Annotated in this window: 18 protein-coding genes; 9 read left to right on the top strand and 9 right to left on the bottom strand. The window is 69.8% G+C overall.

Annotation, left to right across the window (positions count from 1 at the left end; translation table 11 throughout):
* Positions 1–46: 46 nt before the first annotated feature.
* From ABTY62_RS44720 to ABTY62_RS44690, 7 genes are all read right to left on the bottom strand, one after another.
* The gene (locus tag ABTY62_RS44720; RefSeq protein WP_352135136.1) at positions 47–1,708 is read right to left on the bottom strand and encodes a nucleotide-binding protein; all 1,662 of its coding nucleotides are present in this window, start codon (positions 1,706–1,708) and stop codon (positions 47–49) included.
* Positions 1,709–1,783: 75 nt separating this feature from the next.
* Positions 1,784–1,984, bottom strand: a complete 201-nt coding sequence (locus ABTY62_RS44715) for a hypothetical protein (protein ID WP_352135135.1) — start codon at positions 1,982–1,984, stop codon at positions 1,784–1,786.
* 55 nt (positions 1,985–2,039) lie between these two features.
* A complete protein-coding gene (locus ABTY62_RS44710; protein WP_352135134.1) occupies positions 2,040–4,136 on the bottom strand; it encodes a radical SAM protein in 2,097 nt (698 codons plus the stop codon).
* Between the two features lie 115 nt (positions 4,137–4,251).
* Positions 4,252–4,611 carry a hypothetical protein gene (locus tag ABTY62_RS44705; protein ID WP_352135133.1) on the bottom strand — a complete coding sequence of 120 codons (360 nt, stop codon included), beginning with the start codon at positions 4,609–4,611 and terminating at the stop codon, positions 4,252–4,254.
* 55 nt (positions 4,612–4,666) lie between these two features.
* Complete coding sequence (locus ABTY62_RS44700; RefSeq protein ID WP_352135132.1) at positions 4,667–5,527, bottom strand: ABC transporter permease; 861 nt, start codon at positions 5,525–5,527, stop codon at positions 4,667–4,669.
* Complete coding sequence (locus ABTY62_RS44695) at positions 5,524–6,492, bottom strand: ABC transporter ATP-binding protein (protein WP_352135131.1); 969 nt, start codon at positions 6,490–6,492, stop codon at positions 5,524–5,526. The genes ABTY62_RS44700 and ABTY62_RS44695 overlap by 4 nt, the downstream gene beginning before the upstream one ends.
* Positions 6,493–6,560: 68 nt before the next feature.
* Positions 6,561–6,845, bottom strand: a complete 285-nt coding sequence (locus ABTY62_RS44690) for a hypothetical protein (protein ID WP_352135130.1) — start codon at positions 6,843–6,845, stop codon at positions 6,561–6,563.
* A 438-nt stretch (positions 6,846–7,283) separates the two neighbouring features.
* On the opposite strand from ABTY62_RS44690, the gene ABTY62_RS44685 reads away from it, so the two are divergent.
* From ABTY62_RS44685 to ABTY62_RS44655, 7 genes are read left to right on the top strand one after another with little or no spacing between them, the layout of a single operon-like run.
* Complete coding sequence (locus ABTY62_RS44685) at positions 7,284–9,557, top strand: TOMM precursor leader peptide-binding protein (protein WP_352135129.1); 2,274 nt, start codon at positions 7,284–7,286, stop codon at positions 9,555–9,557.
* A 56-nt stretch (positions 9,558–9,613) separates the two neighbouring features.
* Entirely contained in the window at positions 9,614–11,080 is a 1,467-nt protein-coding gene (locus ABTY62_RS44680) for a SagB family peptide dehydrogenase (RefSeq protein ID WP_352135128.1), read from the top strand.
* Positions 11,064–11,879: a biotin/lipoyl-containing protein gene (locus tag ABTY62_RS44675; protein ID WP_352135127.1), complete on the top strand. Its 816-nt coding sequence runs from the start codon at positions 11,064–11,066 to the stop codon at positions 11,877–11,879. The genes ABTY62_RS44680 and ABTY62_RS44675 overlap by 17 nt, the downstream gene beginning before the upstream one ends.
* Positions 11,876–14,176: an NHLP family bacteriocin export ABC transporter peptidase/permease/ATPase subunit gene (locus ABTY62_RS44670; RefSeq protein WP_502997646.1), complete on the top strand. Its 2,301-nt coding sequence runs from the start codon at positions 11,876–11,878 to the stop codon at positions 14,174–14,176. Before ABTY62_RS44675 ends, ABTY62_RS44670 begins: the two co-directional genes overlap by 4 nt.
* A gap of 4 nt (positions 14,177–14,180) precedes the next feature.
* Entirely contained in the window at positions 14,181–17,288 is a 3,108-nt protein-coding gene (locus ABTY62_RS44665; protein ID WP_352135125.1) for an NHLP bacteriocin export ABC transporter permease/ATPase subunit, read from the top strand.
* 44 nt (positions 17,289–17,332) lie between these two features.
* On the top strand, positions 17,333–18,703 hold the full coding sequence (locus ABTY62_RS44660; RefSeq protein ID WP_352135124.1) for a cytochrome P450: 1,371 nt from the start codon (positions 17,333–17,335) through the stop codon (positions 18,701–18,703).
* A complete protein-coding gene (locus tag ABTY62_RS44655) occupies positions 18,696–19,529 on the top strand; it encodes a methyltransferase domain-containing protein (protein WP_352135123.1) in 834 nt (277 codons plus the stop codon). Before ABTY62_RS44660 ends, ABTY62_RS44655 begins: the two co-directional genes overlap by 8 nt.
* Before the next feature lie 37 nt (positions 19,530–19,566).
* Here ABTY62_RS44655 and ABTY62_RS44650 read toward each other — a convergent pair whose 3' ends face one another.
* Positions 19,567–22,365 carry a helix-turn-helix transcriptional regulator gene (locus ABTY62_RS44650; protein ID WP_352135122.1) on the bottom strand — a complete coding sequence of 933 codons (2,799 nt, stop codon included), beginning with the start codon at positions 22,363–22,365 and terminating at the stop codon, positions 19,567–19,569.
* Between the two features lie 502 nt (positions 22,366–22,867).
* Here ABTY62_RS44650 and ABTY62_RS44645 point away from each other — a divergent pair.
* Complete coding sequence (locus ABTY62_RS44645; protein ID WP_352135121.1) at positions 22,868–23,914, top strand: LacI family DNA-binding transcriptional regulator; 1,047 nt, start codon at positions 22,868–22,870, stop codon at positions 23,912–23,914.
* A gap of 21 nt (positions 23,915–23,935) precedes the next feature.
* On the opposite strand, the gene ABTY62_RS44640 is transcribed toward ABTY62_RS44645, so the two are convergent.
* Positions 23,936–24,313: a DUF2255 family protein gene (locus tag ABTY62_RS44640; RefSeq protein ID WP_311730499.1), complete on the bottom strand. Its 378-nt coding sequence runs from the start codon at positions 24,311–24,313 to the stop codon at positions 23,936–23,938.
* Positions 24,314–24,678: 365 nt separating this feature from the next.
* Here ABTY62_RS44640 and ABTY62_RS44635 point away from each other — a divergent pair, with 365 nt between their 5' ends.
* Positions 24,679–25,488, top strand: coding sequence for an SDR family NAD(P)-dependent oxidoreductase (locus ABTY62_RS44635; RefSeq protein WP_352135120.1), 810 nt, complete (start codon positions 24,679–24,681; stop codon positions 25,486–25,488).
* Positions 25,489–25,494: the final 6 nt, after the last annotated feature.

Raw genomic sequence — 25,494 nt, 5'->3', positions numbered from 1 at the left:
GGCGGCGGGGTGCCGTGCGTCGTGACCGCGAAGCCCCACTCCGAGATCAGCCGTTGGATTCGGGCCGAGGTGGTGGGGGCGGCGGGTAGCCGTAGCCCTGTTGCGGCGGGGGCCCGTACGGCTGCGGGTAACCGGCCGCGGCGTCCCCGTAGGGACCGGGTGCCGCGTACCGGCCCGGCATCGGCGGGGGCTGTGCCGACGGCTGGTTGCCGCCGGCGCCGGGCCACAGGCCCTGCGCCTGCTGCGCCCGCGCGAAGTCCTCGGCCACCATCGCCGCGAGGTTGAAGTACGCCTCCCGTGTCTTGGGCCGCATCATGTCCAGGTCCACCTCGGCGCCGACCGCCAGGTGCTCGTCGAACGGCACCACCTGCACCCCGCGGCAACGGGTCCGGAAGTGCGCCACGATGTCCTCGATCTTGATCATCCTGCCGGTCTCGCGCACCCCGGAGATCACGGTGATGCTGCGGGAGACCAGCTCGGCGTAGCCGTTCGCGGTCAGCCAGTCCAGGGTGGTGCTCGCGCTCGACGCGCCGTCCACCGACGGCGTCGACACGATGATCAACTGGTCGGCCAGGTCCAGCACTCCGCGCATGGCGCTGTAGAGCAGGCCGGTGCCCGAGTCGGTGAGGATCACCGGGTACTGACGGCCCAGGACGTCGATGACGCGCCGGTAGTCCTCGTCGTTGAACGTCGTGGAGACCGCCGGGTCCACGTCGTTGGCGATGATCTCCAGACCGGAGGGCGCCTGAGAGGTGAACCGGCGGATGTCCATGTAGTTGCGCAGGTACGGGATCGCCTGCACGAGTTCGCGGATCGTCGCACCGGTCTCACGGCGTACCCGGCGGCCCAGCGTGCCCGCGTCCGGATTGGCGTCGATCGCCAGGATTTTGTCCTTCCGCTCGCTGGCGAGTGTCGCCCCCAGGGCAGTGGTCGTCGTGGTCTTGCCGACACCGCCCTTGAGGCTGATCACCGCCATGCGGTAGCAGGACAGGACGGGGGTGCGGATCAGGTCCAGCTTGCGCTGTCGCTCCGCCTCCTCCTTCTTGGCGCCGAGCTTGAAGCGGCTCGGCCGCGCGTTGGCCCCCGGCTTCTTCGCCTTGGGCTGGTTGCGCAGCAGGCGATCGGAACTCAGCTCGACCGCCGCGGTGTGGCCGAGCGGGGTGCCGCCCGGACCGGTTCGCTGCCGCTGGTCCGGCATGGCCGTCGGCGAGTCGCCGACCCGCGGGTCCGCGGGAGTGCCATAGCCCTGCGGCACTCCGGGCTGACGGGCCCGCGGGTCGCCCGGCGCGGCGTCCGGCTGCGGGGCAGCCATCGGCGGCACGGGCTGACCAGGCGGCACGGGCTGATTAGGCGGCACGGGCTGACCAGGCGGCACGGGCCAGACGGGCGCTATGGGCTGGCCGGGCGCCACGGGCTGACCGGGGTGGTTCGGCTGGGGGGAGCCGTAACCGGCTTGACCGGGCTCGTGTTGGGCCGGCGGCTCCTGCGTCTGCGGTACGGCACCGGGTACCGACGCCTCCGGCACCTCGTCCTGAGGCTCCCCGTTCTCCGGCTCGTCGGTTTCCACCGCGGCCACCATGTACCAGGTTTGCAGCCGCGGCCCGACGTACGTGAACTCGTACGTGCCCTCATCGGTGAGGTCGGCCGCTGACGGGTCGTCGTCAGGACCGGCCCCGCCCGCGCGGTTGTAGTCCCGATCGCTGCTCACAATGCCTCCTGCTGCGTGGGCGCCGCCCGCCAGTGCTCCGGGGCGCTGGGCGGCATCGGCTCCGGCCGTGCCGCCTCAGCGGCGGTTGCGCTGCCGACGGGCCCGGCGCGGTGTGGCGTCCGCGGCACGACCGCCCCTGGTGGCGGTGTAAAGTACGCTCATCAGTACGCCGCCGACGATGATCACGGCGATTCCGGCGGTGGTGTTGATGAGAAAGCCCAAGAGGATGAGCGCCGCATAGACGGCTGGGATCGTATTGCGCAGGTTTCGGTTCACGGCGGGGATCCTTCCCGAAGGGTGGGTTCGGCGGCCGGAGAGCCCGGGGGGCTTCCTAGGCTTTGGGTGATACCGCGATCGTCTTGGCAGCCTCCCCGTCCGGCGGGGCGTGAACATTGAGGCGCATGCCGACATCGTGGAGTGGTCGTCCGCTGCCGTGCCAGACCGAGAGCGCGTACGCGCTGAAAGGGTACCGCGTTCTCGACTCGGGCACCGCGATTCGGACATGCACCAGATTTTCGCCAGAAACGGACGAGGGCGCTCCGCCCGGCACGTCGCCGTAACACCGCAACAGGCCGAACAGCGCTTCCGGCAGGGCGAGTTCGTGTTCCTCCGCCTTCCCGTGGATCCCCGCACGGAACACGGCTGCCGCCGCCAGGTCCAGGTCGGTGACCATGTCGAGGTCGGCGCGGTCCGGCAGTGGGCGCCCTTGGGAGGTGAGCGCTTCGTACAGGAAGTCCACGGCCGCCCGGGCGTAGTGGGCGGCACGGCCCTCATCGCCCACGATGCGCCGAAGAATTGCCTGGTAGTGGACTTCTTCATGGATCACGGGGCGCCCGACGTATCCGTACAACAGGTCACGGTTGAAGCTGGCGGGCTCCCGCCAGGCACGGGCGTAGTCGGCCATCAGGAAGGAGATCAACGGGTCGTCCCCACCCCCCTCGCGCAGGAACGGGCCGAGCAGTTCCACCAGGTCCACCGTGCGCACGCCGGTGATCTCGGCGAGGACCCTCAGCGTCGAGCGGAGCAGGCACTTGTGGAAGAGCGTCAGCGGGATCCGGAAAGCCATCCCGCTCAGCCAGTCCTCGAACGTCATCCGGGAGTGCTCGATCACGACGTCGGCCATCAGGTCCGTGTTCCCGGGGTCGCAGGGCAGATACCCGGTGCGCAGACCGTGATCGTCCCGGAAGCGGTCGTGTGTGTAGTCGGTGTTGTTGAGCAGCAGCAGAGGGTAGATGACCGGCGAGCCGCCCGACGTGATTGCCTCCTCGATCCCGGTCAGGTGGGTGGCGCGGGATTCGCCGGGCAGGCCCCAGATGAGGTCGGTGTAGGTGGGGATGTTCTGGGCCCGGAACTGGGTCTGCATGCGACGGTAGTTGTCGACCCGGATGTTTCGGCGGTTGGCGATCTGCAACACCTCGGCGTCGAAGGACTGTGCCGAGAGAGTGATGGCCCCGGTCAGCCCGGCCCGGTACAGGATCCCCGCGATCTCCACCACGCGGCCGTTGGTGTTCTTCGCCCAGTTCGTCATCACCAGCAGCCGCTTGTTGTGGCGCCGGCACAGTTCCACGATGTGGCGTGCGATGTCCACGTCGCGCGCGACGATGCCGAAGTTGGCGTCGGCTATGAACAGTTGGGTGCCGTTGGCGGCGATCCGGACGATGCGCTCCAGTTCCTCCTGGATGCGGTCCATGGGGAACTGGCGGATCTTGGAGTTGGTGGCCCCGCCCCAGTAGCAGAAGGCACAGGAGTAGGGGCAGCCCCGGTTGGTTTCGTACACCAGCATCCGGGAGCGCGCGATGTCCTCGTCGGTCCAGGTGTTCCCGAGCAGCGGTGAGGGCAGCTCGCCGAGGTCCGCGATCCGGGGGGCTTCGGGGGTGGTGACCACCTCGCCACCGGCGGAGAGGTAGCTGATGCCGGGCAGGGCCGCCAACTCGTGGTCGGCGGTGGTCGGCTCCTCATGGCGCAGGAATACGCGCAGCAGGTCGCGGAAGCGCAACTCTCCCTCGCCGTGGACGAGGACGTCGACCCAGGGCGCTTCGGTGAACACCACCTGCTGGTGCGTCACATCGTTTCCGCCGATCACGATGCGGCAGCGGGGCCAGCGCTCCTTGACCCGCCGGGCCAGTTCGAGCGTGCTGGGCCGGTTCCAGAAGTAGACGGTGAAGGCCACCGCCAGGGGATCCTCCAGCGCGCCCAGCAGTTTGGCGCAGGCGCCCTCGAAAGCGTCCCCGCCCTGCATGTACACGTGTTTGGTGAAGGAACAGGCTTCGGCGAGGTCCGGGGCCGCCTCGGCGGCGGCTTGCAGGTAGCCCAGCACGGTGCTGTAGCGGACGCCGGGCATCACGGTCATCTCGACCAGGTGTACTTGGCGCCGCCCAGCCTCGGCGGAGGGCGGGCTGAGCCCGGCAGACAGGTCGGCTGACGTCATCTCTCGAACTCTTCCCCGTCTCGGTCGCGTTGTCCGGCTCTGCCGGGCCCGCCGGCCGTAACGAACGAGCTCCTCGTCCGTTACGGCCGACGGGTTCAGGCGGTCCGCCGTCGGATCAGGTGCAGCAGCAGCACGGTGAGCAGCAGCAGCAGTAGGTGTCGCCGCCTGCTACGGCCTCCAGGTCGGCCTCGGACAGCTCACGGTCCTCGATCTGGGGTGAGCTGGGCACCCTCAGCTCGTAGACACCGGTCGTCCTGCCGGTTTCCCAGAGGGTCACCTGAGCCTCCAGGTCGGGGTCACCCCCGATGTCCCGGATGATGCGCACGGTTGCGTTCGCCGGCAGTTCCAGGCCCTGCTCGGCCAGCGCGGCGCGCGGGTTCCCCTCCAGTTGCGTCACGTAGTCATCGTTCGACCAGGCGGCCGTCAGCACCTTGGTGTAGGAGCTGACGAACGCCGACCTTTCCCTGGGTTCCATGGATCTCCTTCGTGAAGGTATTCCGGGCGTCACGGCCGACGCCCGGAAAGCGTGTTCATTTCTTGGCTCGCCCCCACTTGAAGGTCGCCAGGCTCAGCAGGAGCCCGGCCACACACCACCCGCCGAGGATCAGAGCCGTACGCCCGTGCTCCCAGCTGCCGGCCGCCTCGGACTGCTGGAAGGAGTCGGACAAGAACGCCGACCGCAGCCCCTGAGCCATCCATTTGAGCGGGAAGCACCCCGCCACCACCTGCATGAAGCCGGGGAGGGAGGTGAACACGAAAAACACGCCCGAGACGAGCTGAAGCGTCAGGTACGGCAGTTGCACCACTGGCGCCGCGGCGCGCGCGTTGGGCGCCACCCGGCTGTAGGCGATGCCGAGGAAGGAGCAGGCGACGATGGACAGGGCGACCACCCAGGCGAAGGTGAACCAGCGTGCCGCGGTGTCCGGGAGGTGCAGGCCGAACAGGCCGACGCCGACGGTCAGCAGCACCACGGTCTCGAGCACTCCGGTGACGAAGGCCTGTGCGACTTTGGCCAGGAGGTACGACGCCGGCGACATGGGGGTCGCGGCCAGCCGGCGCAGGGTGCCGTCGTCGCGCTCGATCGCGATGGCGACGGCGAGACTGGAGAAGGTGGTGCTCATGATGCCGGAGGCGATGATTCCGGCGATCAGCACCTGCTTCATGGGGGTGTGGGTGCCGGGGGCGTCGCCGCTGTAGATCGCGCCGAAGATCAGCAGCAGCACGAGCGGCAGGGCAAAGGTGAAGATCACCGCCTGCCGGTTGCGGAAGTAGCACTTCAGCTCGATGCCGGCGCGGGCCACCGCCACCCTGCCGATCGAGGGCATCTGCTGTCTGCGCGGGCGGAGCCCGGACTGATCCCCCACGGCCGTGGTTTCCATGCCATCAGTCATGCGACGTCCTCCGGACGGGACTCGGGCGCCGTGGTCGCGGCATCGGCCGATGCGATCATCCGGAGGTAGACGTCCTCCAGGGTGGGTCTGGTGACGGTCAGTCCCGGGAGGTCGTCGCTCCCGAGCCGGGCCGCCCAGTCGAGCAGGACGCGCAGCGTCGCGGCCGGTGCGTTCGTGCTGATCCGGACCTGGCCATCCGCCCGTCCGAGCGGAGGCGCCCCGGCCTGCTGGACGGGCGGCAGTTCCGCCCCGCGCAGCGCGCCGAGAGCGTGGAACTCGATGACGGCCTCACCGTCGGCGCGCCCCCCGATGTCCTTGGGCACGCCCTCTGCGGCGACCTTCCCGCGCAGCAGGATGGCGACCCGGTCGCAGAGCACCTCGACTTCGTCCAGGTAGTGGGTGGTGAGCATCACTGTGGTGCCGTCCGTCGCCAGCGCCCGAATCAGGTCCCAGGTGACGCGCCGGGCCTGCGGATCGAGGCCCGTGGTGGGTTCGTCGAGAAAGACCAGTTCGGGGCGTCCGACGATGCCGAGTGCGATGTCCAGGCGGCGCTGTTGGCCACCGGAGAGCCGCACAGTGCGTTCGTTCGCCTTCTCGCCGAGTCCCGTCCGCTCGATCACGCTGTCGACGGGCAGGGGGTCGGGGTACAGGGAGGCGAAGTGGGAGACGACCTCCTTGACCGTGAGCTCGTCGAAAGAACCCATGTCCTGAGGGACGATGCCGATGCGGGCGCGCCACTGGGGCCCGGCGCCGACGGGGTCCTGGCCGAAGACGCTGACCGACCCGGCGCTGCGGCTGCTGAAGCCCGTGAGGATCTCCTGCGTGGTGGTCTTCCCCGCGCCGTTCGGGCCGAGCAGAGCGAAGATCTCGCCGCGTTGCACATGGAGGTCGACCCCGTGCAGCACGGGTACGGCTCCGTAGGACTTGCGCAGTCCGGACACCCCGATGACTTCCGGTCCGGGCATCTGTACCACCTTGGGGTCCTGAGCGTGATCGAGGGCTGAAGGCCGGGGGCGCCGCGACGCCATACCCGTCAGGTGCAGCAGCAGCAGGGGGAACAGCAGCAGCAGTAGGTGTTGTCGCCGCCTGATACGGCCTCCAGGTCGGCCTCGGACAGCTCGCGGTCCTCGATCTGGGGTGAGCTGGGCACCCTCAGCTCGTAGACACCAGTCGTCTTGCCGGTTTCCCAGAGGGCCACCTGAGCCTCCAGATCGGGATCACCCCCGATGTCCCGGATGATGCGCACGGTTGCGTTCGCCGGCAGTTCCAGGCCCTGCTCGGCCAGCGCGGCGCGCGGGTTCCCCTCCAGTTGCGTCACGTAGTCATCGTTCGACCAGGCAGCCGTCAGCACCTTGGTGTAAGAGCCGACGAATGCCGACCTCTCCCTGGGCTCCATGGGTCCCCCTTATTTCTTGTCGATTCCGAGTCAAGTCGGCTTCGGGTGGATGCGGAAATCATTCAGAGCCGACCACCTATAAGTCAACTGCGATCTTTTCGATTGTGGTCCCATCTTTTTTGGGACCTCGCCCGTATCCGCAGAACCTGCATCCCCATGCCGTTGTTGCAGCTCAGGGCGGTCGGAAGCGAGTGGCCCGTAGGGCTAGGGGGAGGCCCCCTTATGGATAAGAAGGCCACCCGGCAGGTGCAGTCCAGGAGCGCCGAAAGAATAGCCGACGGTGGCCCTGAATTCCTTGCTTTACCTGTCCCGGCGGGTAATAAAGTGTCGGACCACATCGAGATGTTTTTGGAGGGCGCAGTGGATCTGCCTCGCTTCAAGGCACACCTTGTCCCGCAGGTCGTCAGCCCGGATCGGGTCTTCCTGGTGTCGGAGGAAGGCCACTATCTGGTCCAGGGAAAGGCGGTCGCCGAGGTGGTGCCCTTCCTGGACGGGACGCACGCGATCGCCGAGATAGCCCAGAAGCTCTCCGACCGGTTCACACTGGGCGAAGTCGTCTTCGCCATCAGCAAGTTCCAGCGCTTCAACCACCTCGCCGAGGGTCCTGTCGGGACCGACCGTGCCTCCGTGGCCTTCTGGGAGGCCCAGGGCGTGGACGCCGCCGAGGCCACCCGGCGGCTGGACGAGGCCCAGGTGGAGATCACCTCGGTGGGTGCGGTGGACGAGGCGGAGGTGGTGGCCGCGCTGCGGACGACCGGCATCGAGGTGCGGCCGGTCACCGCCGCGGCGGCCGGTGTCTCCGCTCCGACCCTGGCCGTCGTGCTCGCCGACGACTACGGCAACCCCGAACTCGCCGCCGTCGACGCCCGCCTGCGCGGTGCCGGCATTCCCTGGCTGCTGGCCAAGCCCAACGGCGCCGATGTCTGGACCGGCCCCTACCTGGTGCCGGACGTCACCGGATGCTGGCAGTGCCTGGCCCAACGGCTGGAAGGCAACCGGCAGGTGGAGGCGTATCTCAAGCGCAAGCGGGGCGACGAAGCTCCGCTCCTCACCTCTCTGGCGACATCTCCCTGGTCGGGGGGGCTTTCGGCGCAGATGGTCGTCGGTGCCGTGGCCGGCATCATCGGGGCGGAGGCGGCCGACTACCGGGGAGTCCTGACCTCGGTGTATGTCCCGACCATGCGGACCGAACGCCACCAGCTGATCCGGCGGCCGCAGTGTCCCGGCTGTGGAGACCCCTCGGTCCTGCACGTCGCCCCCCGGATCGAACTGACCGAGCAGGCCGTGCGGTTCAGCGCGGACGGCGGGCACCGGACGATGCGCCCCGACGACACCTACAAGCGGCTGGAGAAGCACGTCAGCCGGCTGACCGGCGCCGTCAGCTCGCTGCGGCCGCTCAATGACGTCGACAACGGCGTCACCTACAGCTACTCGGCCGGCCACAACTTCGCGATGCCCGGCGACAACCTCGCCATGCTGCGCCGCAACCTGCGCGGCCAGAGCGGTGGCAAGGGCCGCACCGACATCCAGGCCCGGGTCAGCGGAATGTGCGAGGCCATCGAACGGTACTCGGGAGTATGGCGCAACGACCGCCCCACCCGCCGGGCAAGCTTCGAGGCGCTCGGCTCCGACCTGGCGGTGCACGCCAACGAGCTGCTGCTGTACTCCGAGGCCCAGTACGCCGGCCGGGAGGAATGGAACCACAACGGCGCGGGCCGGCTGCACATCGTGCCGGATCCGTTCGACGCCGGCCGCGAGATCGACTGGACGGCGGCGTGGTCGCTGACGCACGACCGGGAGCGACTGGTGCCGGCAGCGTACGCCTGGTTCGGCCACCCCGACCTGGAGGACAACTTCTACTGTTTCAGCGACGGCAACGGCAACGCCGCCGGGAACACCCTCGAAGAGGCGATCCTCCAGGCGTTCTGTGAACTCTGCGAGCGCGACGCGGTCGGCCTGTGGTGGTACAACCGCGCGCTGCGGCCCGGCTTCGATCTCGACAGCCTGCACGAGCCGTACATCGACACCCTTCGCGAGTTCTACGCCGGCATGAACCGCAGCCTGGAGGTCGTGGACATCACCACCGACCTGGGCATCCCCACCTTCGCCGCGGTCTCGCGCCGGGTCGACCATCCGGTGGAGGACGTGTTGCTGGGATTCGGGGCGCACCTGGACGTGCGGATCGCCGTGCTGCGGGCCCTGACCGAGGTCAACCAGTTCCTGCCGGCGGTGATCAACCGCAAGGCGGACGGGTCCACCGACTACTGGGAGGACGACCCGGACACGCTCGAGTGGCTCCAGCAGGTGACGGTTGCCCAGGACCCCTGGGTCGTTCCGTCCGCGAACCTCCCCACCACCTCGGCCGGCGGCTACTCCGGCCTGTTCTCCGGTGACCTGGCCAAGGACATCCGTCACGGTGTCGAGCGGGTGCGCAAGGCGGGCCTCGAAGTGATCGTCCTCGACCAGAGCCTGCCCGACCTGGAGCTGAAGGTCGCCAAGGTCATGGTCCCGGGCCTGCGCCACTTCTGGCGCCGGCTGGGTCCGGGCCGGCTCTACTCCGTACCGGTGGAACTGGGCTGGCTGTCCGCGGCGACCGCCGAGGACCGGATGAACCCGCGAAGCGTCTTCTTCTGATCGTCCGCCCTTGCCCCTGACAGGGCTTTCCTCACCGCAGTCTCCCAGGAGATGACATGACTGGTCCCGATCCCTACGGCGCCATCAGCAACCCCCCACCCGCTCCCGGTCCGGTGCGTGTCGGTGAACTCCTGCGGCTTCACCCAGACGCTCGGATCGTCACCGTCCCCAGCGGCGCGACCCAGATCTTCATCGGGCAGCGCGGTACCTCGCTGGGTGCTCTGACACCCGGACTGGCGGCGGTCATGGAACTGCTCGCCGCCGGACAGGCCGGCAGTGACGAGCTGCTGGACGTCGTCCAGAGCCACGAGGGCGAGCTCGGCATGCTCAAGATACCCAAGCTGCTGCGGAGGCTGAGGGCGGGCGGCTGGCTCTCCGTCACCCTGGAGGTCGCGGGGTCGCCCGTGCTGACCTTCCGTCCGCTCGGCCCCGCCGTTCCGCCCGTTCTCAGGCATGACGGCGACCCGGCCGAGCTGCGGATGTCCCGCTTCGCCGTGCTGCGCGCCGACGGCACGGGCATGGTGCTGGAGTCGCCGCTGGCGCACGTCGCCGCCGAACTGCACGATCCGGCGCTCGTCGGTCTGCTGGCCTCGCTGCCCACACAGCAGGGCCCGGGGCCGGCTCCCCACGACCCTGCGGTCCCCGCGCTGCTGAGCGCCCTGGCCCGGCACGGCTTTCTGGTTCCGCGGAGCGGCGCCGCCGAGGAGAGCTTCCGCTTCGCGCAGTGGTCCCCGCACGAGCTGTGGTTCCACAGCCGTACTCGCGTCGGACGCCACGACCTGCCGTACGGCGGCACGTACTGGGCCAAGGGCTTCGCCGAGCCGCTGCCCTCGGTCCGGCCGCCCTTCGACGGCCGCTCGGTGGAGCTGCCCCGGGCGGACCTGGAGGCGCTGCGCGCGAGCGACCGGACCCTCACGGAGGTACTGGAGGACCGGCAGTCGCTACGGCTGCACGACAGCTCGGCGCCGCTCACGGCCGAGCAGCTGGGCGAGTTCCTGTACCGCGGCGCACGGAACCGGGGCACGTACGACGACGGATCGCAGGAACTGGGCGACCGGCCCTACCCGTCCGGCGGCCGGGCGTACGAACTGGAGATCTATCCGCTGATCCACCAGGTGGACGGTGTGGCACCGGGCCTGTACCACTACGACCCCGAGGGACACCGGCTGGAACTGGTCGCCGAGCCGGGGCCGACGCTGACCCGCCTTGCCGACATGTCCCGCGCGACCGCGCAGATGTCCTCACCGCCGCAGGTGACGCTGCTGATCACGGCGCGCTTCGGGAGGGTGATGTGGAAGTACTCCTCGATGGGCTACGCCCTGGTGCTCAAACACGTGGGGGTGCTCTACCAGGTGATGTACAGCGTCGCCACCGCAATGGGGCTCGCGGGCTGCGGGCTCGGCGGCGGCGACTCCGACGCCTTCGCCGACGCCTCCGGGGTGCCCTGGGAGAGCGAGTCGACCGTCGGCGAGTTCCTGCTCGGCAGCCGTGGAAAGGAGGGCAGCGATGGAGTTCCGGCGTAAGGCACTGGAGAACCTGCGCCAACCCGATGACCTGGACAGCCCCGTGCGCCTGACCCGGCCGCGTGCCTGGGCGGTGCTGGCGGTCGTGGGGGCGATCATCGCTGGCGGCCTGGTGTGGTCCTTCAAGGGCGAACTGGCCCGCAGCGTGGACGTGCCGGGCATCCTCACCCATCCTCTGGGGGTTTCCAAGGTCGAAAGTCCGCAGAGCGGGACGGTGTCGAACGTCCTCGTCGAGACCGGGAAGGTGGTGACCAAGGGCGATCGGGTGCTGACCGTGGTCGACGCCGAAGGAGCCACCAAGACCGTCCGGGCCCCCTTCTCCGGCCGCGCGATCGCCTTGCTGGTCGGCAACGGGCAGTACGTCGCCGCGGGCGCGACGTTCATGACGGTGGAGCGCACCGACGGTGAGAACGACCGCCTGGTGGCCGTCCTGTTCGCCCCCGCGGACAAGGCGGGCATGCTGAAGATCGGCGACAGGGTGGACATGGACGTGGCGTCGGCTCCCGCGCAGGCGTTCGGCCTGATGCGCGGTCGGGTCACCGCCATGGACCAGTTCCCCCAGACCGAGCAGCAGGTGCAGGACTTCCTGGGTGGGAACAAACTGCTGGCCACGCAACTCCTGGACCAGGGCGGTCCCATCCGGATCACCGTCGACCCGGATCGCGACACCCACCGGCCCAGCGGATACCGCTGGACCACAGATTCCGGACCGCCGTTCCGCATCAACTCGTGGACCCAGGTCAAGGGCATCGGCCGACTGCCCGGTGAGCGTCCTATTGATTGGCTGCTGCCGCGATGACGACTCGATCCGTTCCCCCACAGCACACGCCGGGCCGGAAGGCCGACCCGAAGGCGGCGGGCGGACAGCCGCGCCGCGGAAACCGAAGCGGCCGGCGCCGGCGCGAGGGTCGCTCCAGAAAGCGGATGCGCGTCAATACCCCGACCGTGATCCAACTGGAGGCGGTCGAGTGCGGCGCGGCCTCACTGAGCATGGTGCTGGGTCATTTCGGGCGTTTCGTGCCGCTGGAAGAGCTGCGGACCGCCTGCGGCGTCTCCCGTGACGGGGCCAAGGCCTCAAACCTGCTGCGAGCGGCCAGAAGTTACGGTCTGCTGGCCGGCGGACGGCAGATGGAGGTGGAAAAACTCCGCAAGCTGCGGCCGCCGACGATCCTGTTCTGGAACTTCAACCACTTCGTGGTCTACGAGGGGATGGGCACACGGCTCGGACGGCCGGTGGTCCACCTCAACGACCCGGCCTCCGGGAAGCGCACGGTCACCATGGAGGAGTTCGACAACAGCTTCACCGGCGTCGTACTCACCTTCGAGCGCGGGCCGGACTTCGAGCGCGGCGGACGCCCCCCGCGCGTCCTCTCGGACCTGTACGCCCGCTACAGCAGCAACGGTGGGGCACTGCTGCTCGCGCTCCTGGCCAGCATCCTGCTGATCGTCCCCGGCGTGGCGGTTCCCGCGTTCACCCGGGCCTTCATCGACCGGGTACTGAACAACGGCGATCACTCCTTCATCACACCGCTGCTCGGCGCGATGGGCGTGGTCGCGGCGCTGACCGTAGTGCTGACCCTGCTCCAGCAGGCACATCTCCTGCGGGTGGAGTCGTCGACGGCGATCCGAAGTTCGGCCCGCGTCGTCCGGCACTTGCTGCGCCTGCCGGTGGTCTTCTTCACGCAGCGCAACCCGGCCGAGATCTCCCAGCGGGTCACCTCCAACGACAGAGTCGCCGAGATCCTGTCCCGGGACGTGGCGACCGCGGCGGTCAGCGCGCTGCTCGTGGTTTTCTACGCGATCCTGCTGTGGACCTACGATCCCGAGCTGACCGTGATCGGCGTCGGTGTGGCGCTGCTGAACATCGTGGTGCTGCGCCTGGTGTCACGGCTCCGCAGCGACGCGGTGACCAAACTACGGGCGGACCGGGCGCGGCTGACGGCGGCGTCGTTCAACGGCCTCCAGCTCATCGAGACGATGAAGGCGTCAGGTACCGAGAACGACTACTTCGGGCGCTGGGCGGGCTTCCAGGCCAAGGTGGTGTCGGGATCGCAGGTCCTCGGCGCTCCTACCGCGCTGCTCGCCGTCGTACCACCGCTCCTGGCGGCGGTGGACAGCGGCTGCATTCTGCTGATCGGCGGTCTCAAGGCGATCGACGGGGCCATCTCCATCGGTCTGCTGGTCGCCTTCCAGACGCTGGTGACGAACTTCACCCGTCCGGTCTCCCAGTTGACCAACCTGGGGCCGCGGGTGCAGGACGTGGCCGCCGACATCAACCGGCTCAAGGACATCGAACGGTTCCCGCTGGCCACCGCCTTCGGCGACACGGCGCCGCCCGCTCCCACCCCGCCGGCTCCGGCCTCCCGTCGGCCCACCAGCGTGGCGAGCGTGGAACTGCGCGGTGTCACCTTCGGATACAGCCCGTTGGGGGATCCGCTGCTGCGCGACTTCGACCTGACCGTGAGGCCCGGACAGCGCGTGGCGCTGGTGGGCGGCTCGGGGAGCGGAAAGTCCACGGTGAGTCGGCTCATCGCCGGCCTGTACGAGCCATGGTCCGGCCAGATCCTCTTCGATGGCCGGGAACGCCGGGACTACGCCCGCGACACCCTTGGCGGCGCGGTGTCCTTCGTCGACCAGGACATCTTCCTCTTCGAGGGAACGGTCCGGGAGAACGTCACCTTGTGGGACACCTCCATCCCCGACGACAGGATCGTCGCCGCTCTGCGCGCCGCGGCCGTCTACGACGTCGTGGCCTCCCGGCCGGGCACCCTCGGCAGCTTCGTCGCCGAGGGCGGCTCCAACTTCTCGGGAGGTCAGCGGCAGCGTCTGGAGATCGCCCGCGCACTGGTTCGCGGGCCCAGCGTCATGGTGCTCGACGAGGCCACGAGCGCGCTGGACGCGGAGACCGAGAAGCGCATCGACGACAACCTGCGCCGGCTCGGCTGCGCTTGCGTGATCATCGCCCACCGGCTGTCGACGATCCGGGACAGCGACGAGATCCTCGTACTGGATCACGGCCGGGTCGTGCAGCGCGGCACACACCACACCCTTGTCGGGGCAGAGGGACTGTACGCCGACTTGATCCGGGAGCAGTGAGGCAGTGACCACATCCCACTTCCCGATCTGGTCCGACTCGGAAGCGATGGATTTTTCCGAGCTCGCCGGGATCCTCGGCGCTCGGAGAGAAGGCGTCTTCGCGCTGGACGACCCCGGGCGCCTGTCGTTCGTCACCGAGGGCATGCTGGACCTCTTCGCCGTCAGCGAGGAGGACAGCGGACGCTGGACGTTCTTGTGCCGCGTCGGGACCGGCACCGTACTGTGCGGCGGCCGGTCGGACGGGCCGATCCTGGTCGGCAAGCCGCTGCCCGGCGGAGCCGTGCGCGACTGCACGCTGGCCGACGCGCTCTCCGCCGCGCGCAGGCCGGGAAGCCGGCTGGCGGCGCAACTGGCGGCCGGACTGGACGCCGGGTTCGTGGCACTGGCCGACGCCGTGCGGACCGAGTTGCCGCCGCGGGAATTCGTCCCGCTGGAAACGGACAGCGCCGACGGAGTGTCCGGATCTTCGCGCCGCACCCGGCTGCCGGCCGGGTCCATGGCACGCTCGGTGGACGGCGCGGTCTGGATCCAGGTGCTCCAGGGGTCCGTCGGACTGGCGCTGACCGACGTCAACGAGGCCGATGCACACTCCCGGCCCGCCTCCACCAAGCCATCCCCACCGCCGCCACCGCCCCCACCGCCCGCGCCATCCCCGCCGCCCGCCTCCGACCCGTTCGCCACATTGGGCTGGCCCGGCCGGGGCATCACGAAACGGTTCCTGGTCACCGAGGCGGACTGGGTGCGCTCCCCGCAGGGCGCGGTGGTGGGCGTACTGCGCACCGCGGAGGTCATGGCCGACCCGGGCTTCGCCCACGAAGTCCTGTCCCAGCAGCGACTTCTCATGCGACGGCTGACCGATCGGATGATCAGCCGACGGTCCACGGCCCGCCGCGAGATGAGGCAGCGCCGGAAACTGGACGCCGATACGCTCCAGCGCTCCTCACGCGCTCTGGCAGCTGTGCTCGACCCGTTCGGTTCGTCGGGGGACGGCGACTTCGACCCGTCCGACCAGGACACCTATCTGGCGGTGGCCCGCATCGTCGGGCAGGCCTCGGGCGTCGACATCACCCGCGCCTCCACTTCGGAGGCGTCCGACGCCCGGCTGGGCCCCGTGGAGCGGATCGCGGTGTCCTCACGTTTCCGAACCCGGCAGATCCGTCTGGACGGCAGATGGTGGCGAACGGACCTGGGGCCGCTGTTCGCCCACCTCGGTCCGGACACCACCGAAGGACCGCGGGGCCCGTCGGACGACGCCGTCACCAAGCGCACCCCGGTGGCGCTGATCTGGCGGCGGGGCCGGTACGAGGCCCGGGAGGCCGGCGGCAATGGCGTGAGGGTCGGCCGTGCCTACGCCGCACGGCTGGAGAACACCGCGTGGATGTTCTACCCACCGCTGCCGGACGAACCGCTGAGCCGGGGCGCCCTGGTCCGTTTCGGTCTGCGCGGCAGTGCGCGGGACGCGGGGGTGATGGTCGGACTCGGGCTGGCCGCGGCACTGCTGGGACTGCTGGTTCCGGTGCTCACCGGTAAAGTGCTCGGCGTCCTGGTACCCCGTGCCGATCGGGGGCCCGTGACCCAGGTGTGCGTGGTTCTGTTCACCGCGGCGCTGTTCTCGGCGGTCTTGTCGGCGGTCCAGAACCTGTCGCTGCTGCGGTTGGAAGGGCGCTTCGAGGGGCGGGCGCAAGCCGCGGTGTGGGACCGGCTCCTGCGGCTTCCCACCGCGTTCTTCACCAAGGTCTCCACCGGAGAGCTGAGCAATTCCGCGATGGGCGTGAGCACCATCCGGGATGTGCTGTCCGGCATCACCAACCAGGTGGTGCTGGGCTGCCTGCTGTTCGTCACCAACCTGAGTCTGCTGTTCTTCTACAGCGTCCCACTGGCGTTGATGGCGCTGGCCCTGGCACTCGCCGGTGGCGGGGTCTGCCTGGCCGTGGGAATCAAGCAGACCAAATGGCAGCAGCGGCTGACCGAGCATGACCACAAACTGGCCGGAACCCTCTTCCAGATGCTCGGCGGTCTGTCCAAGCTGCGCGTCGCCGTGGCGGAGGACCGGGCGTACTCCCACTGGGCCCTGGGATTCGCCCAGTCCCGGAGGCTGTCGTCCCGCGCACGCCGCTTGCAGAACGTGGTCACCGTCTTCAACTCCGGCTACTTGATCGTGTGTTCGCTGCTGCTGTTCGGGCTCGTCGGTGGCCCGGCGAGTCACCAGCTCTCCGTCAGCGACTTCCTGACGTTCAACAGTGCCTACGGCATGATGCTGGCGGCCTGTGTCCAGGTCACCGGGAGCGTCACCATGGCGTCGGCCGTGATACCGCTCTTCGACGGGCTGCAACCGGTGATCTCCGAGGTGCCGGAGGTGTCGGCCACCAAGGAGTCGCCCGGCGACCTGTACGGCGAGATCGAGGTCGCCAACGTCAGTTTCCGCTATCACGACGACCAGCCGCCGGTGCTGCACGATGTCAGCTTCCAGGCGCGGCCCGGGGAGTTCGTCGCCATCGTGGGCCCGACGGGGTGCGGGAAGTCGACGCTGCTCAGGCTGCTCATCGGTTTCGACGAGCCCACCACCGGAGCGGTCCTGTACGACGGCATGGACCTGTCGTCGCTCGACGTGACGGCCGTCCGCCGACAGTGCGGCGTCGTGCTCCAGAACGGAAACCTGTTCGCCGGCAGCGTCCTGTCCAACATCTGCGGCATGGGCAACTACTCGCTCGACGAAGCGTGGGAGGCCGCGGAGATGGCCGGACTCGACGAAGATCTCGGACGGATGCCGATGGGCATGCACACCGTCCTTTCCGAAGGGGCGACGACGCTGTCGGCCGGCCAGCGACAGCGGCTCATGATCGCCCGTGCGCTGATCGGCCGGCCCCGCATCCTCTTCTTCGACGAGGCCACCAGCGCGCTGGACAACCGCACCCAGGAGATCGTCACGCAGAGCATGCGGCGGCTGAACGCGAGCCGCGTCGTGATCGCCCACCGGCTGTCGACGGTGATGCGGGCCGACCGGGTGCTGGTTCTGGCTGCCGGCCGGCTGGTGCAGGCCGGCAGCCCGGACGAACTGCTGAAGGACAAGGGCGGCATGTTCTACCGCCTCGTCCAGCGGCAGATGTCCTGATCCACTGCTGCCCCGCGGCCCGCCCGTTCCGAAGGAGACTCGTCATGCCCCGCCCCTCCACGTCCGACGCCATCCCGACGGCCGGCTCCGACGACCGCCCCCCAGGGCCGGCGGAGGACCTGGAACTGGCCGGCATACGCGCGGATCCGCTCACCTTCCTTCAGGACCTGGTCAACGAGTACGGCGACCTCTGTAGCCATCGCACCCGCGGCCAGACGGTGTGGTTCGCCAATACGCCGGAATTGGCCCGGCACATCCTGAAGGACAACTACACCAACTACACCAAGGCCGGGACGCCGGACGACTTCATGCTGACCCCGCTGCTCGGAAAGGGGCTGCTCACCAGCAACGGCGCGCAGTGGGAACGGCAGCGGCGACTGTGCGCGCCATCGTTCCGCCGCGTGGCGGTCGAGTCGTTCGACGGCCTGATGGTCGAGGCGGCTCTCGACCTGGCCACTGCCTGGGGCGGGGCGGCCGACCGGGGCGATGCCGTCCGGGTGGACCACGACTTCACGGCACTCACCCTGGGGGTGGTGGCCTCCGCGCTGCTCGGCTCCGAACTGACGGCGGGCGGCCGCGGTTTCGGGCAGGCGGTCGACGACATCAACCGGTTCATCGGGCACTTCGACGGGACCCCGCCCGAGGACGAGGACTTCCGGGCCCGGCTCCGGGCGTACTCGGGCGCGAAGAGCTTCCTGGACAGGGTGGTCGGCACCATGATCGGGGCCCGGCGGCTGACCGGCCCCCATGGGCACCCCGGGGACCTGCTGGACGCGATGCTGGGCGCGCGGGACGAGCACGGCGACGCCCTCTCCGACCAGGAGTTGCACGACCAGGTCCTGACCATGGTCATGGCCGGTCACGAGACCACCGCGAAGGCCCTCAGCTGGACGCTCCACCTGCTCGACCGGTACCCCGAGCACGCAGGGCGGGTCCGAACCGAGATCGACCGGGTCGTGGGCACCCGGCTGCCGACCGCCGCGGACCTGCCCGATCTGGTCTACACCAGGCAGTGTCTCGACGAGGCCATCCGCCTGTTCCCGCCGGTGTGGCTGATCTCCCGGCTCGCAGTGCACGACGACCTCCTCGGCGGGCTCCGTATCCCCGCCGGCACGCTGGTGTGCATCAGCCCCTGGACGCTGCACCGGCATCCGGAGCACTGGGAGGCGCCCGAGGAGTACCGGCCCGAGCGCCGGCACAGCCGAGCGGACCACTCGTACCTGCCATTCGGCGGTGGCCCCCGGGTCTGCATCGGGCAGGCCTTCGCCACGACGGAGGCGATGCTCGTCCTCACGGTCGTCCTCCAGCGGCTCCGGCTGACCCGGGCACCCGGCACCACGGTCGTCCCCGAGGCGCTGGTCACGTTGCGTCCGCGGGACGGTCTGCTGATGCGGGTGGAGCGGCGCCATGGGTGAGGCGGGACAGCCGGTGACGCCGGGCGCTCGCAGCTACCGCCCCGAAAGGGAACTGGGCGGATTCGAGCAGGAGGCTGAGCGCCTGGACCGCCAGGCCGCGCTGACCTGGGCTCACGAGTGGCGCATCCTCGAGCCCCTGGCGCCCCCCGGCGGTGGGGCGGTGCTGGACGCGGGCTGTGGAAACGGCGCGGTGACCGCGGAACTGAGCGCCGCGCTGCCGGGATCCCGGGTCGTCGGTCTTGACGTGCACCCCGGACTCCTGGACCGGGCGCGCGCTCGCGGGGCAGCCGGAGCGGGACCGGAGCTGTTCCTTGGCGACATCGGCGACACGCCGTTCGCGGACGCGACGTTCGACCTGGTGCTGTCGAGGTACGTCTTCCAGCACCTGCGGGAGCCGGTCGCCGCGGCACGGGAGCTGCGCCGGGTCCTGCGGCCGGGCGGACACCTTGCCGTGATCGACATCGACGCCGGGTTGTGGGGCACGGCGGAGCCCGACCTGTCGGGGTTGTCCCAAGAGGCGTACCGTGCACTCGGCGCGGCGCAGTCCTCGGCCGGAGGGGACCGGCTGATCGCCCGGCGACTGCCCCGCGTGCTCAGGGACGCCGGCTACACGGACGTGACCGTGCGACCGTTCGCCTACACCAGCGACGAAGTGGGGCTCGCGGCGCTGGCGCCGCAACTGTCCCCGGAGCGGCTGTTGCCGCTGGTCGAGCGGGGCGCGGTCAGTATGACGGCGTATCTCCGGGCGATGACCGCCTGGCAGAGCTTCGTAGCCGGTGACGGCTTCGTCCTGCTGCTGGGGTTCGCCGTGGTGGGGCGCCGGTAGGCCCGTAACCGCATGCCGTCAGGACCGGGTGCACGCCTCAGCACTCGTGGCGCAACACCGCGCCCAGGGCGTTGGGCAGGGCGTCCCGTCCAGGTATGGACAATTTGCTGTAGACATGCGTGAGATGGACCTCAACGGTGCGCGGGGTGATGTGCAGCAGATCGGCGATGCTCTTGTTGGTTCTCCCCCGGGCAGCGTGTATGGCGATACGACGCTCGGCCGGGGTGAGGGCCGGGAGCCCGGACACCGGGGTGCGCCGAAGCCGTCCCCCCGAGGCGAGCAGCGATTTGTGCGCCTCGGCGGTGAGCCACTGCGCGCCCGACTCCTCGGCGAGCAGCATCCCCCTGTGCAGCGCTTGCCGGGCATGTGCGAGAGAACCCTTGCGCCCCTGCGCCTGGCCCGCCGCGACGAGTGAAAGCGCCAGCTGGAGCCGGGCGTCGGTCTGCTCCAGCAGGCACACGGACTCGGTGAGCGCGCGCTCCGCCGCCGCCCCCGAACTCACTTCCCCCAGCGAGCGCAACGACTGGCCGATGACCGCGGGATTGCCCCAGCGCCGGGCCAGTTCAACCTCCGTTTCCGCAAGCCGACGGGCCTCCGCGTCGTTTCCAAGCCCCTTCCACGCCAGCGCGGCGAAGCCGCGCCAGGCACTCAGAGCGGGGTTGACGATCTCCAGGGCCTCCAGCCGGTGCCCGCACTCCATCAGGTCGGCGAGTGCGCCCCGGAGGTCACCCGAGTGCAGGCGGAACACACCCCGAATGCCCAGGGCGCTCGCGGGCAGGTCGTGGAGTCCTTGCAGGAGGCCGACGGACTCCTCGTAGTGCCCCATGGCCCCGCGCACCCTGGCGACCTCGGTCACCGCGACGGCATGGCAGCTCCTCACCTCATGATGGGCAGTGGTGAGGGTCAGCGCCCACTTGGCCTCGGTGAGCGCCAGGGGCAGATCTCCCATCCGCACCGCGATCTCGGCGCGCCGGCAATGAGCGATCACCCGGGGAAAGAGCGCGTCCTGGTCCAGCGCTCTGGTCAGCATGTGATCGGCCCAGCGCTGGGCCTCACGCAGATGTCCTGCCCACGTCAGTACGGTGATACATCGCAGCAGCAGCACCATCGAAGCGCTGTCGGCGGGCCGCTCGCCCGCCAGCGCCCGCTGCACCAGCTCCAGCGGGACGTCGCGGGGCTCGGACTTGCAGGCGAGATCGCCGGCGATGGCCGCCAGCAGCCCCCGCTCGCCGGGGGTGACCCCGAGTGTGTGGCTCGGGGCGGGACGGTCGAGCGCCTCCAGGGCCGGCGCCCTTCCCTCGGCGGGGACCGTACTGGTCAGGGACTCCAGGCCCAGACTCAGTTCCGTATCGGCGAGCTCGGCGAACGCCTTTTCGTCGACATGGGCGAGCACGGTGCGAGGCGGACGCAGCGCCGACTCGGCACTGCCCTGCCGCAGGACCCGTGCGTAGGCGCGTTCCACGATCGCCGCCGCCTGGCGTTCCGGATCGGAGAAGAGGCGGACCGCCTCGTCCAGATGACGGTCGGCGGCCGCGGGCGCGAAGAGCACCTCGGCGCGGCCCAGCAGCCAGAGCACCTCCGCGCGTTCCTCCTCCGGAATCCAGTCCCGGAGCACACGCCACGCGTACTCGGCACACGTCTTGGGGTCGCCTGCCTTCAGGGCGTCATCCGCGGCATGCTTCAGGACACCGCACGCCCACGCGTCCTCGGCCACGTCGGCCTGGAGCAGGTGCTCGGCGACCTGCGGCAGCGGCGCCCCCAGATCGTTCAGCCGCCGGGCGGCCCGCATGTGCAGCGCGCGCCGCGCATCGGCGGGCATGTCCCGGTGAATCAGCTTCCTGAGCTCGGCATTGCTGAAGCGGTACCGCTCGGGGGTGCCCGTCGCGCGAAAGACCCCCACCCGGGTCAGCTCCGCGGTGAGTCCCCAGATCGTGTCCCCGTACAGGTTGAGCATGTCCGCGATCACCGCGCAATCGCCTTCTTCGCCGAGCACCGCGGCGACCTCGGCGACCTCCCGGAGGTTGGCGGGCTGGCGCAGCAGTCGGTCGGCGGCGGCCTCGGCCTGGAGCCGTTCACCGCATCGCCGCACTCGCTCGACCTGTGACGCCCGAGGGGGCACGAAGTCGGCGGTCAGGAACGCCAGCAGCTTTTCCAGGCGGGAGGGATGTCCGTGGGTGGCCTCGGCACAGGCCTGCACGAACTCGTCATCGCACCCCTGCCCGGAATACGCGGTCTCGACCACGTCGCGCACGCTGTGCGAGGAGAGCGGGCTGAGGGTGAGGGATTGGCATCGGTCGCACTTGGTCATGTCGTCGATCAGCGTGCGGTCGACCGGGGTTTCGTCCGTACGGTAAGCCAGGATCAGCAGGACCGGCAGGTTGTTCAGATGGCGCATCAGAAATCCGAAACAGCGCAGCGAGGTTTCGTCCATCCACTGGATGTGATCGACGATGACGACCAGCGGATGCCGGCGGGCGCCCTGCGTGAACCCTTCCCACAGGGCTTCGAAGAGCTGATGGTCGAACGAGCCGGTGCCTTCGGGTATCCCGCTGAGCGGTTCCCCGCCCTCGATGCTTTCATCCCTGCCCGCGACCTTGAGCGAGGCCGCCCTGAGCCGGCGGACGACAGCGAACTGGCGGTGAGCGTCCGAAGGAGAACACGACAGCCTCAGGATGATGCTGCCCAAGCGCCGCACGCGTTCGGCCACCTCACCGAGCAGTGCGGAACAGTGCATTCCCGAGACGGACCGGACCAGGACGGCATTGCCCATGCCCGCCCTGGCACTGCGTGCGCGCGATAACAGATCCGCGAGTTCCGACACACGTTCAGGCTGCACGCGCCCTCCTCGCTTCTGTTCCTTTCACATCAAGAAAATGTCCGGCGCGGCCTTTGCCCCGCACCACGGCCGCCCGGTACCCCACGCATACGTCGCGGGAAATTTCCTGACCACGGTCTCCTGTGGCACGCTCTAGCAGCGGTGGCCATTCACGGTCGCGGTCTGGCAGATGGCTCCATCATCACCGGTCGTTTCACCGGGATGGAGCAGCTCGTATGACGATCGCTTACGCAACACACTTGCCCCCCGATTGATGATCTGCGCCATCGTATTGGTGACCCTTCACGTCAAGAAGCGCGAAATAGGCCATTTCGGTTGTGAGGTGGATGGGGTAATCGTCGTCTTTTCCCGTGATTCGTGGGAGGACGGTGTCCGGCGGTCCACCCCGGCTCGTCGCCATGCGGTGGCCGGACCCTGGGCCGGTGCCGTCCGGTGGGCCGTTCGGCCGATCGGCGAGACAGAATGGCCGCACACGTACGAGGCGAAGAGAGCGGGGAGCGGGATGGCGGCGAAGGGGCGGGTCACGATCCGCGAGGTGGCGGAGCGGGCGGGCGTGTCCGTGGCCACGGTCTCGCGCGTGCTGAGCGGGAACTACCCGGTCCCGCCGGCCACCCGCACCCGGGTGCTGCGCGCGGCACGGGCCCTGGACTATGTCGCCAACGCCCACGCCCGGGCCCTGGTGGGCGGCGGCCGCAAGATGGTGGCCGTCGTGCTGCGCCAGGTCACCAGCCCGTTCTACGCACAGGTCGCCGAGGGCGTGGAGGCGGAGGCGGCCGGGCGCGGGTGGCTGTGCCTGGTGGGCACCACGGGCGGTGACCCGGAGCGCGAGCTGGAGTTCGTCCAGCTGATGCGGGAGGAGGGCGCCCGGCTGGTGATCCTGGTGGGCGGGGTGGTCGAGGACGACGCCTACCGCGAGCGGGTGACCCACTACGCGCAGGCCCTCGACGCCGCGGGGGCCCGGCTGGTGCTGTGCGGCCGGCCCGCGCCCGACCCGGACATCCCCGCGCTCGTCGTGGAGTTCGACAACGAGGCCGGCGCCCATGCCATCACCGGACATCTGCTCTCCGCGGGCCACCGCCGGATCGTGTTCCTCGGCGGGCTGCCCGGCAACACGGCCCTGGACGCACGGGTCGCCGGCTACCGGGCCGCCCTCGCACAGCACGGGCTGCCGCCCGAGGCCGCGCACGTCGTCGACTGCGGCCTGGGCCGCGCCGCCGGACACCGCGCGATGGCCGAACTCCTCCATGACGGATCCGGGTTCACGGCCGTGTTCGCCGGGGACGACATGGTGGCCGCGGGGGCGCTGCGCGCCATCGCCGAGGCGGGGTTGCGGGTCCCCGGCGACATCTCCGTCGTCGGCTACAACGACATCCCGCTCGCCGAGGACTTCAACCCCCCGCTGACCACCGTCCGCACCCCCGCTGAGGAACTCGGCCGCGCCGCCGTGCGCATCGCCCTGCGCGACCCCGAACACGCCGCGGGCGCACACCATCTGCTCGGCACCCACATCGTGGTACGCGACAGCGTCGCCGCGCCGCGCGACCACTGACACACCGACGGCGGGGTGTGTTCAGCGTGGCATGAGCTTGAGCGTCGTGGCGCGCGCCGTGTCCGCCACCATGGGGGTGACATAGGTGGCGCTGTAGCGGCTGTACTTGGAGCGGTACGCGGCGTCGATGCGGTCGTTGAGGCCGGGGTCGGTCTCCTCGGTGAGGGTGACGTCCTTGTCGACGCCGCCGGAGCGGATGTGGCCCGCGTGGCTGGACTGGGCGGCGCGGTACCAGGTGCCGCCGCTGCCCCGGTAGGAGCGGACGTAGAGGTCGTCACCGTCACGGACGACCCAGATCGGCACCGCCGGGCGCGCCGTTCCGTCGCCCCGGAGCGGTGCCATCTGGAGTTCGTCCGACGTCTCGATCCTGCTGAGCTCGTCGTTCGTCCATGTCGTCATCGGCTCGTCTCCTTCGGGGTGCGCTTCGCGGTACGAGTGATGCGGCGGGCAGTGGTGGTCGGCGGCTGCTTCGGCAGTTCCATCATGCGTTCTTTCGTCGTGTCTTTCTCGTCGGGTTTCTCATCGGGCCGGGCCGCCCCGGACGCCGCTTGCTGAGTGGACGTCAGAACACCTCCGGTGCCACGGGTTTGAGCCTTCACCGGGCCGTTCCGGACGTCCCATGGGCCGCTGAGCCCCCCGCCTGACCGGGGACGACTCCGAAATTATCTAGTACACAAGTCTTGTATCCCAGTTCTTGTTTCTCTAGTGTCCCAGCTCGAACGGCCCGGCTGACGCGGCCGGACACCTCGACGAAAGGGACGAGAGTGGCAGACCTCAGTGGTCTCTGTATCGCGGTCACCGGTGCCGGGCGCGGCATCGGACGGTCGATCGCCCTGCGGCTCGCCGCGGCGGGCGCGCACCTGGCCGTCATCGACCGCGACGCCGCCCGCGCCGAAGCCGTACGCGCCGAAGTGGCCGCGCTCGGCCGGCCCGCGCTCGCCGTACCCGGCGATGTGACCCGCGCCGCCGACTGCGCCGAGATGGTCCGGCGCACCGCCGACGGGCTCGGGCGGCTCGACGTCATGGTCTGCAACGCGGGAATCGTGCAGGTCAAGCCCTTCCCGGAGATCACCGAGGAGGACTGGGACGCCACCTTCGCGGTCAATGTGAAGGGGACGTTCCTGACCATGCAGGCCGCCGCCGCACACATGCGCGCCCAGGAACCCCTGGCCGCCAACCGCCCCCGCGGCAAGATCATCACCATGTCGTCGATCGCCGGACGGTACGGCGCCGGCCCGATGGCCCCCCTCACCCCCCACTACCGCGCCAGCAAGGCGTCGGTCATCAGCCTCACCCAGACCGCGGCCTACGCGCTGGCCCCGGACATCACCGTCAACGCCATCTGCCCCGGCCTCGTCGAGACCGACATGTGGCGCCAGATCGACCAGGAGTGGGCCGCCGCCGAGGGCTGGAGCGAGGGCGAGGCGTGGAAGCGCCGTACCGCCGCCGTCCCGCTGGGCCGCCCGCAGTCGCCGGATGACGTCGCGGGCCTCGCCCTCTACCTCTGCTCACCCGATTCCGACTACATGACCGGCCAGGCCGTCAATATCGACGGCGGACTGATCATGAGCTGAGCCGCC

It is taken from the genome of Streptomyces sp. NPDC097640 (genome assembly GCF_040302705.1).
In the GTDB taxonomy this organism is placed as follows: domain Bacteria; phylum Actinomycetota; class Actinomycetes; order Streptomycetales; family Streptomycetaceae; genus Streptomyces.
The sequence above is the reverse complement of the archived record's forward strand: the minus strand, read 5'-3'. Positions and strand labels throughout refer to the sequence as shown.

What these genes read in the sequence shown, in the direction of transcription:
- ABTY62_RS44640 (WP_311730499.1), bottom strand. Translation starts at nt 24,313, where the DNA reads ATGACGACATGGACGAACGACGAGCTCAGCAGGATCGAGACGTCGGAC.
- ABTY62_RS44710 (WP_352135134.1), bottom strand. Translation starts at nt 4,136, where the DNA reads ATGACGTCAGCCGACCTGTCTGCCGGGCTCAGCCCGCCCTCCGCCGAG.
- ABTY62_RS44660 (WP_352135124.1), top strand. Translation starts at nt 17,333, where the DNA reads ATGCCCCGCCCCTCCACGTCCGACGCCATCCCGACGGCCGGCTCCGAC.
- ABTY62_RS44680 (WP_352135128.1), top strand. Translation starts at nt 9,614, where the DNA reads ATGACTGGTCCCGATCCCTACGGCGCCATCAGCAACCCCCCACCCGCT.
- ABTY62_RS44655 (WP_352135123.1), top strand. Translation starts at nt 18,696, where the DNA reads ATGGGTGAGGCGGGACAGCCGGTGACGCCGGGCGCTCGCAGCTACCGC.
- ABTY62_RS44675 (WP_352135127.1), top strand. Translation starts at nt 11,064, where the DNA reads ATGGAGTTCCGGCGTAAGGCACTGGAGAACCTGCGCCAACCCGATGAC.
- ABTY62_RS44705 (WP_352135133.1), bottom strand. Translation starts at nt 4,611, where the DNA reads ATGGAACCCAGGGAAAGGTCGGCGTTCGTCAGCTCCTACACCAAGGTG.
- ABTY62_RS44695 (WP_352135131.1), bottom strand. Translation starts at nt 6,492, where the DNA reads ATGCCCGGACCGGAAGTCATCGGGGTGTCCGGACTGCGCAAGTCCTAC.
- ABTY62_RS44700 (WP_352135132.1), bottom strand. Translation starts at nt 5,527, where the DNA reads ATGACTGATGGCATGGAAACCACGGCCGTGGGGGATCAGTCCGGGCTC.
- ABTY62_RS44670 (WP_502997646.1), top strand. Translation starts at nt 11,876, where the DNA reads ATGACGACTCGATCCGTTCCCCCACAGCACACGCCGGGCCGGAAGGCC.
- ABTY62_RS44645 (WP_352135121.1), top strand. Translation starts at nt 22,868, where the DNA reads ATGGCGGCGAAGGGGCGGGTCACGATCCGCGAGGTGGCGGAGCGGGCG.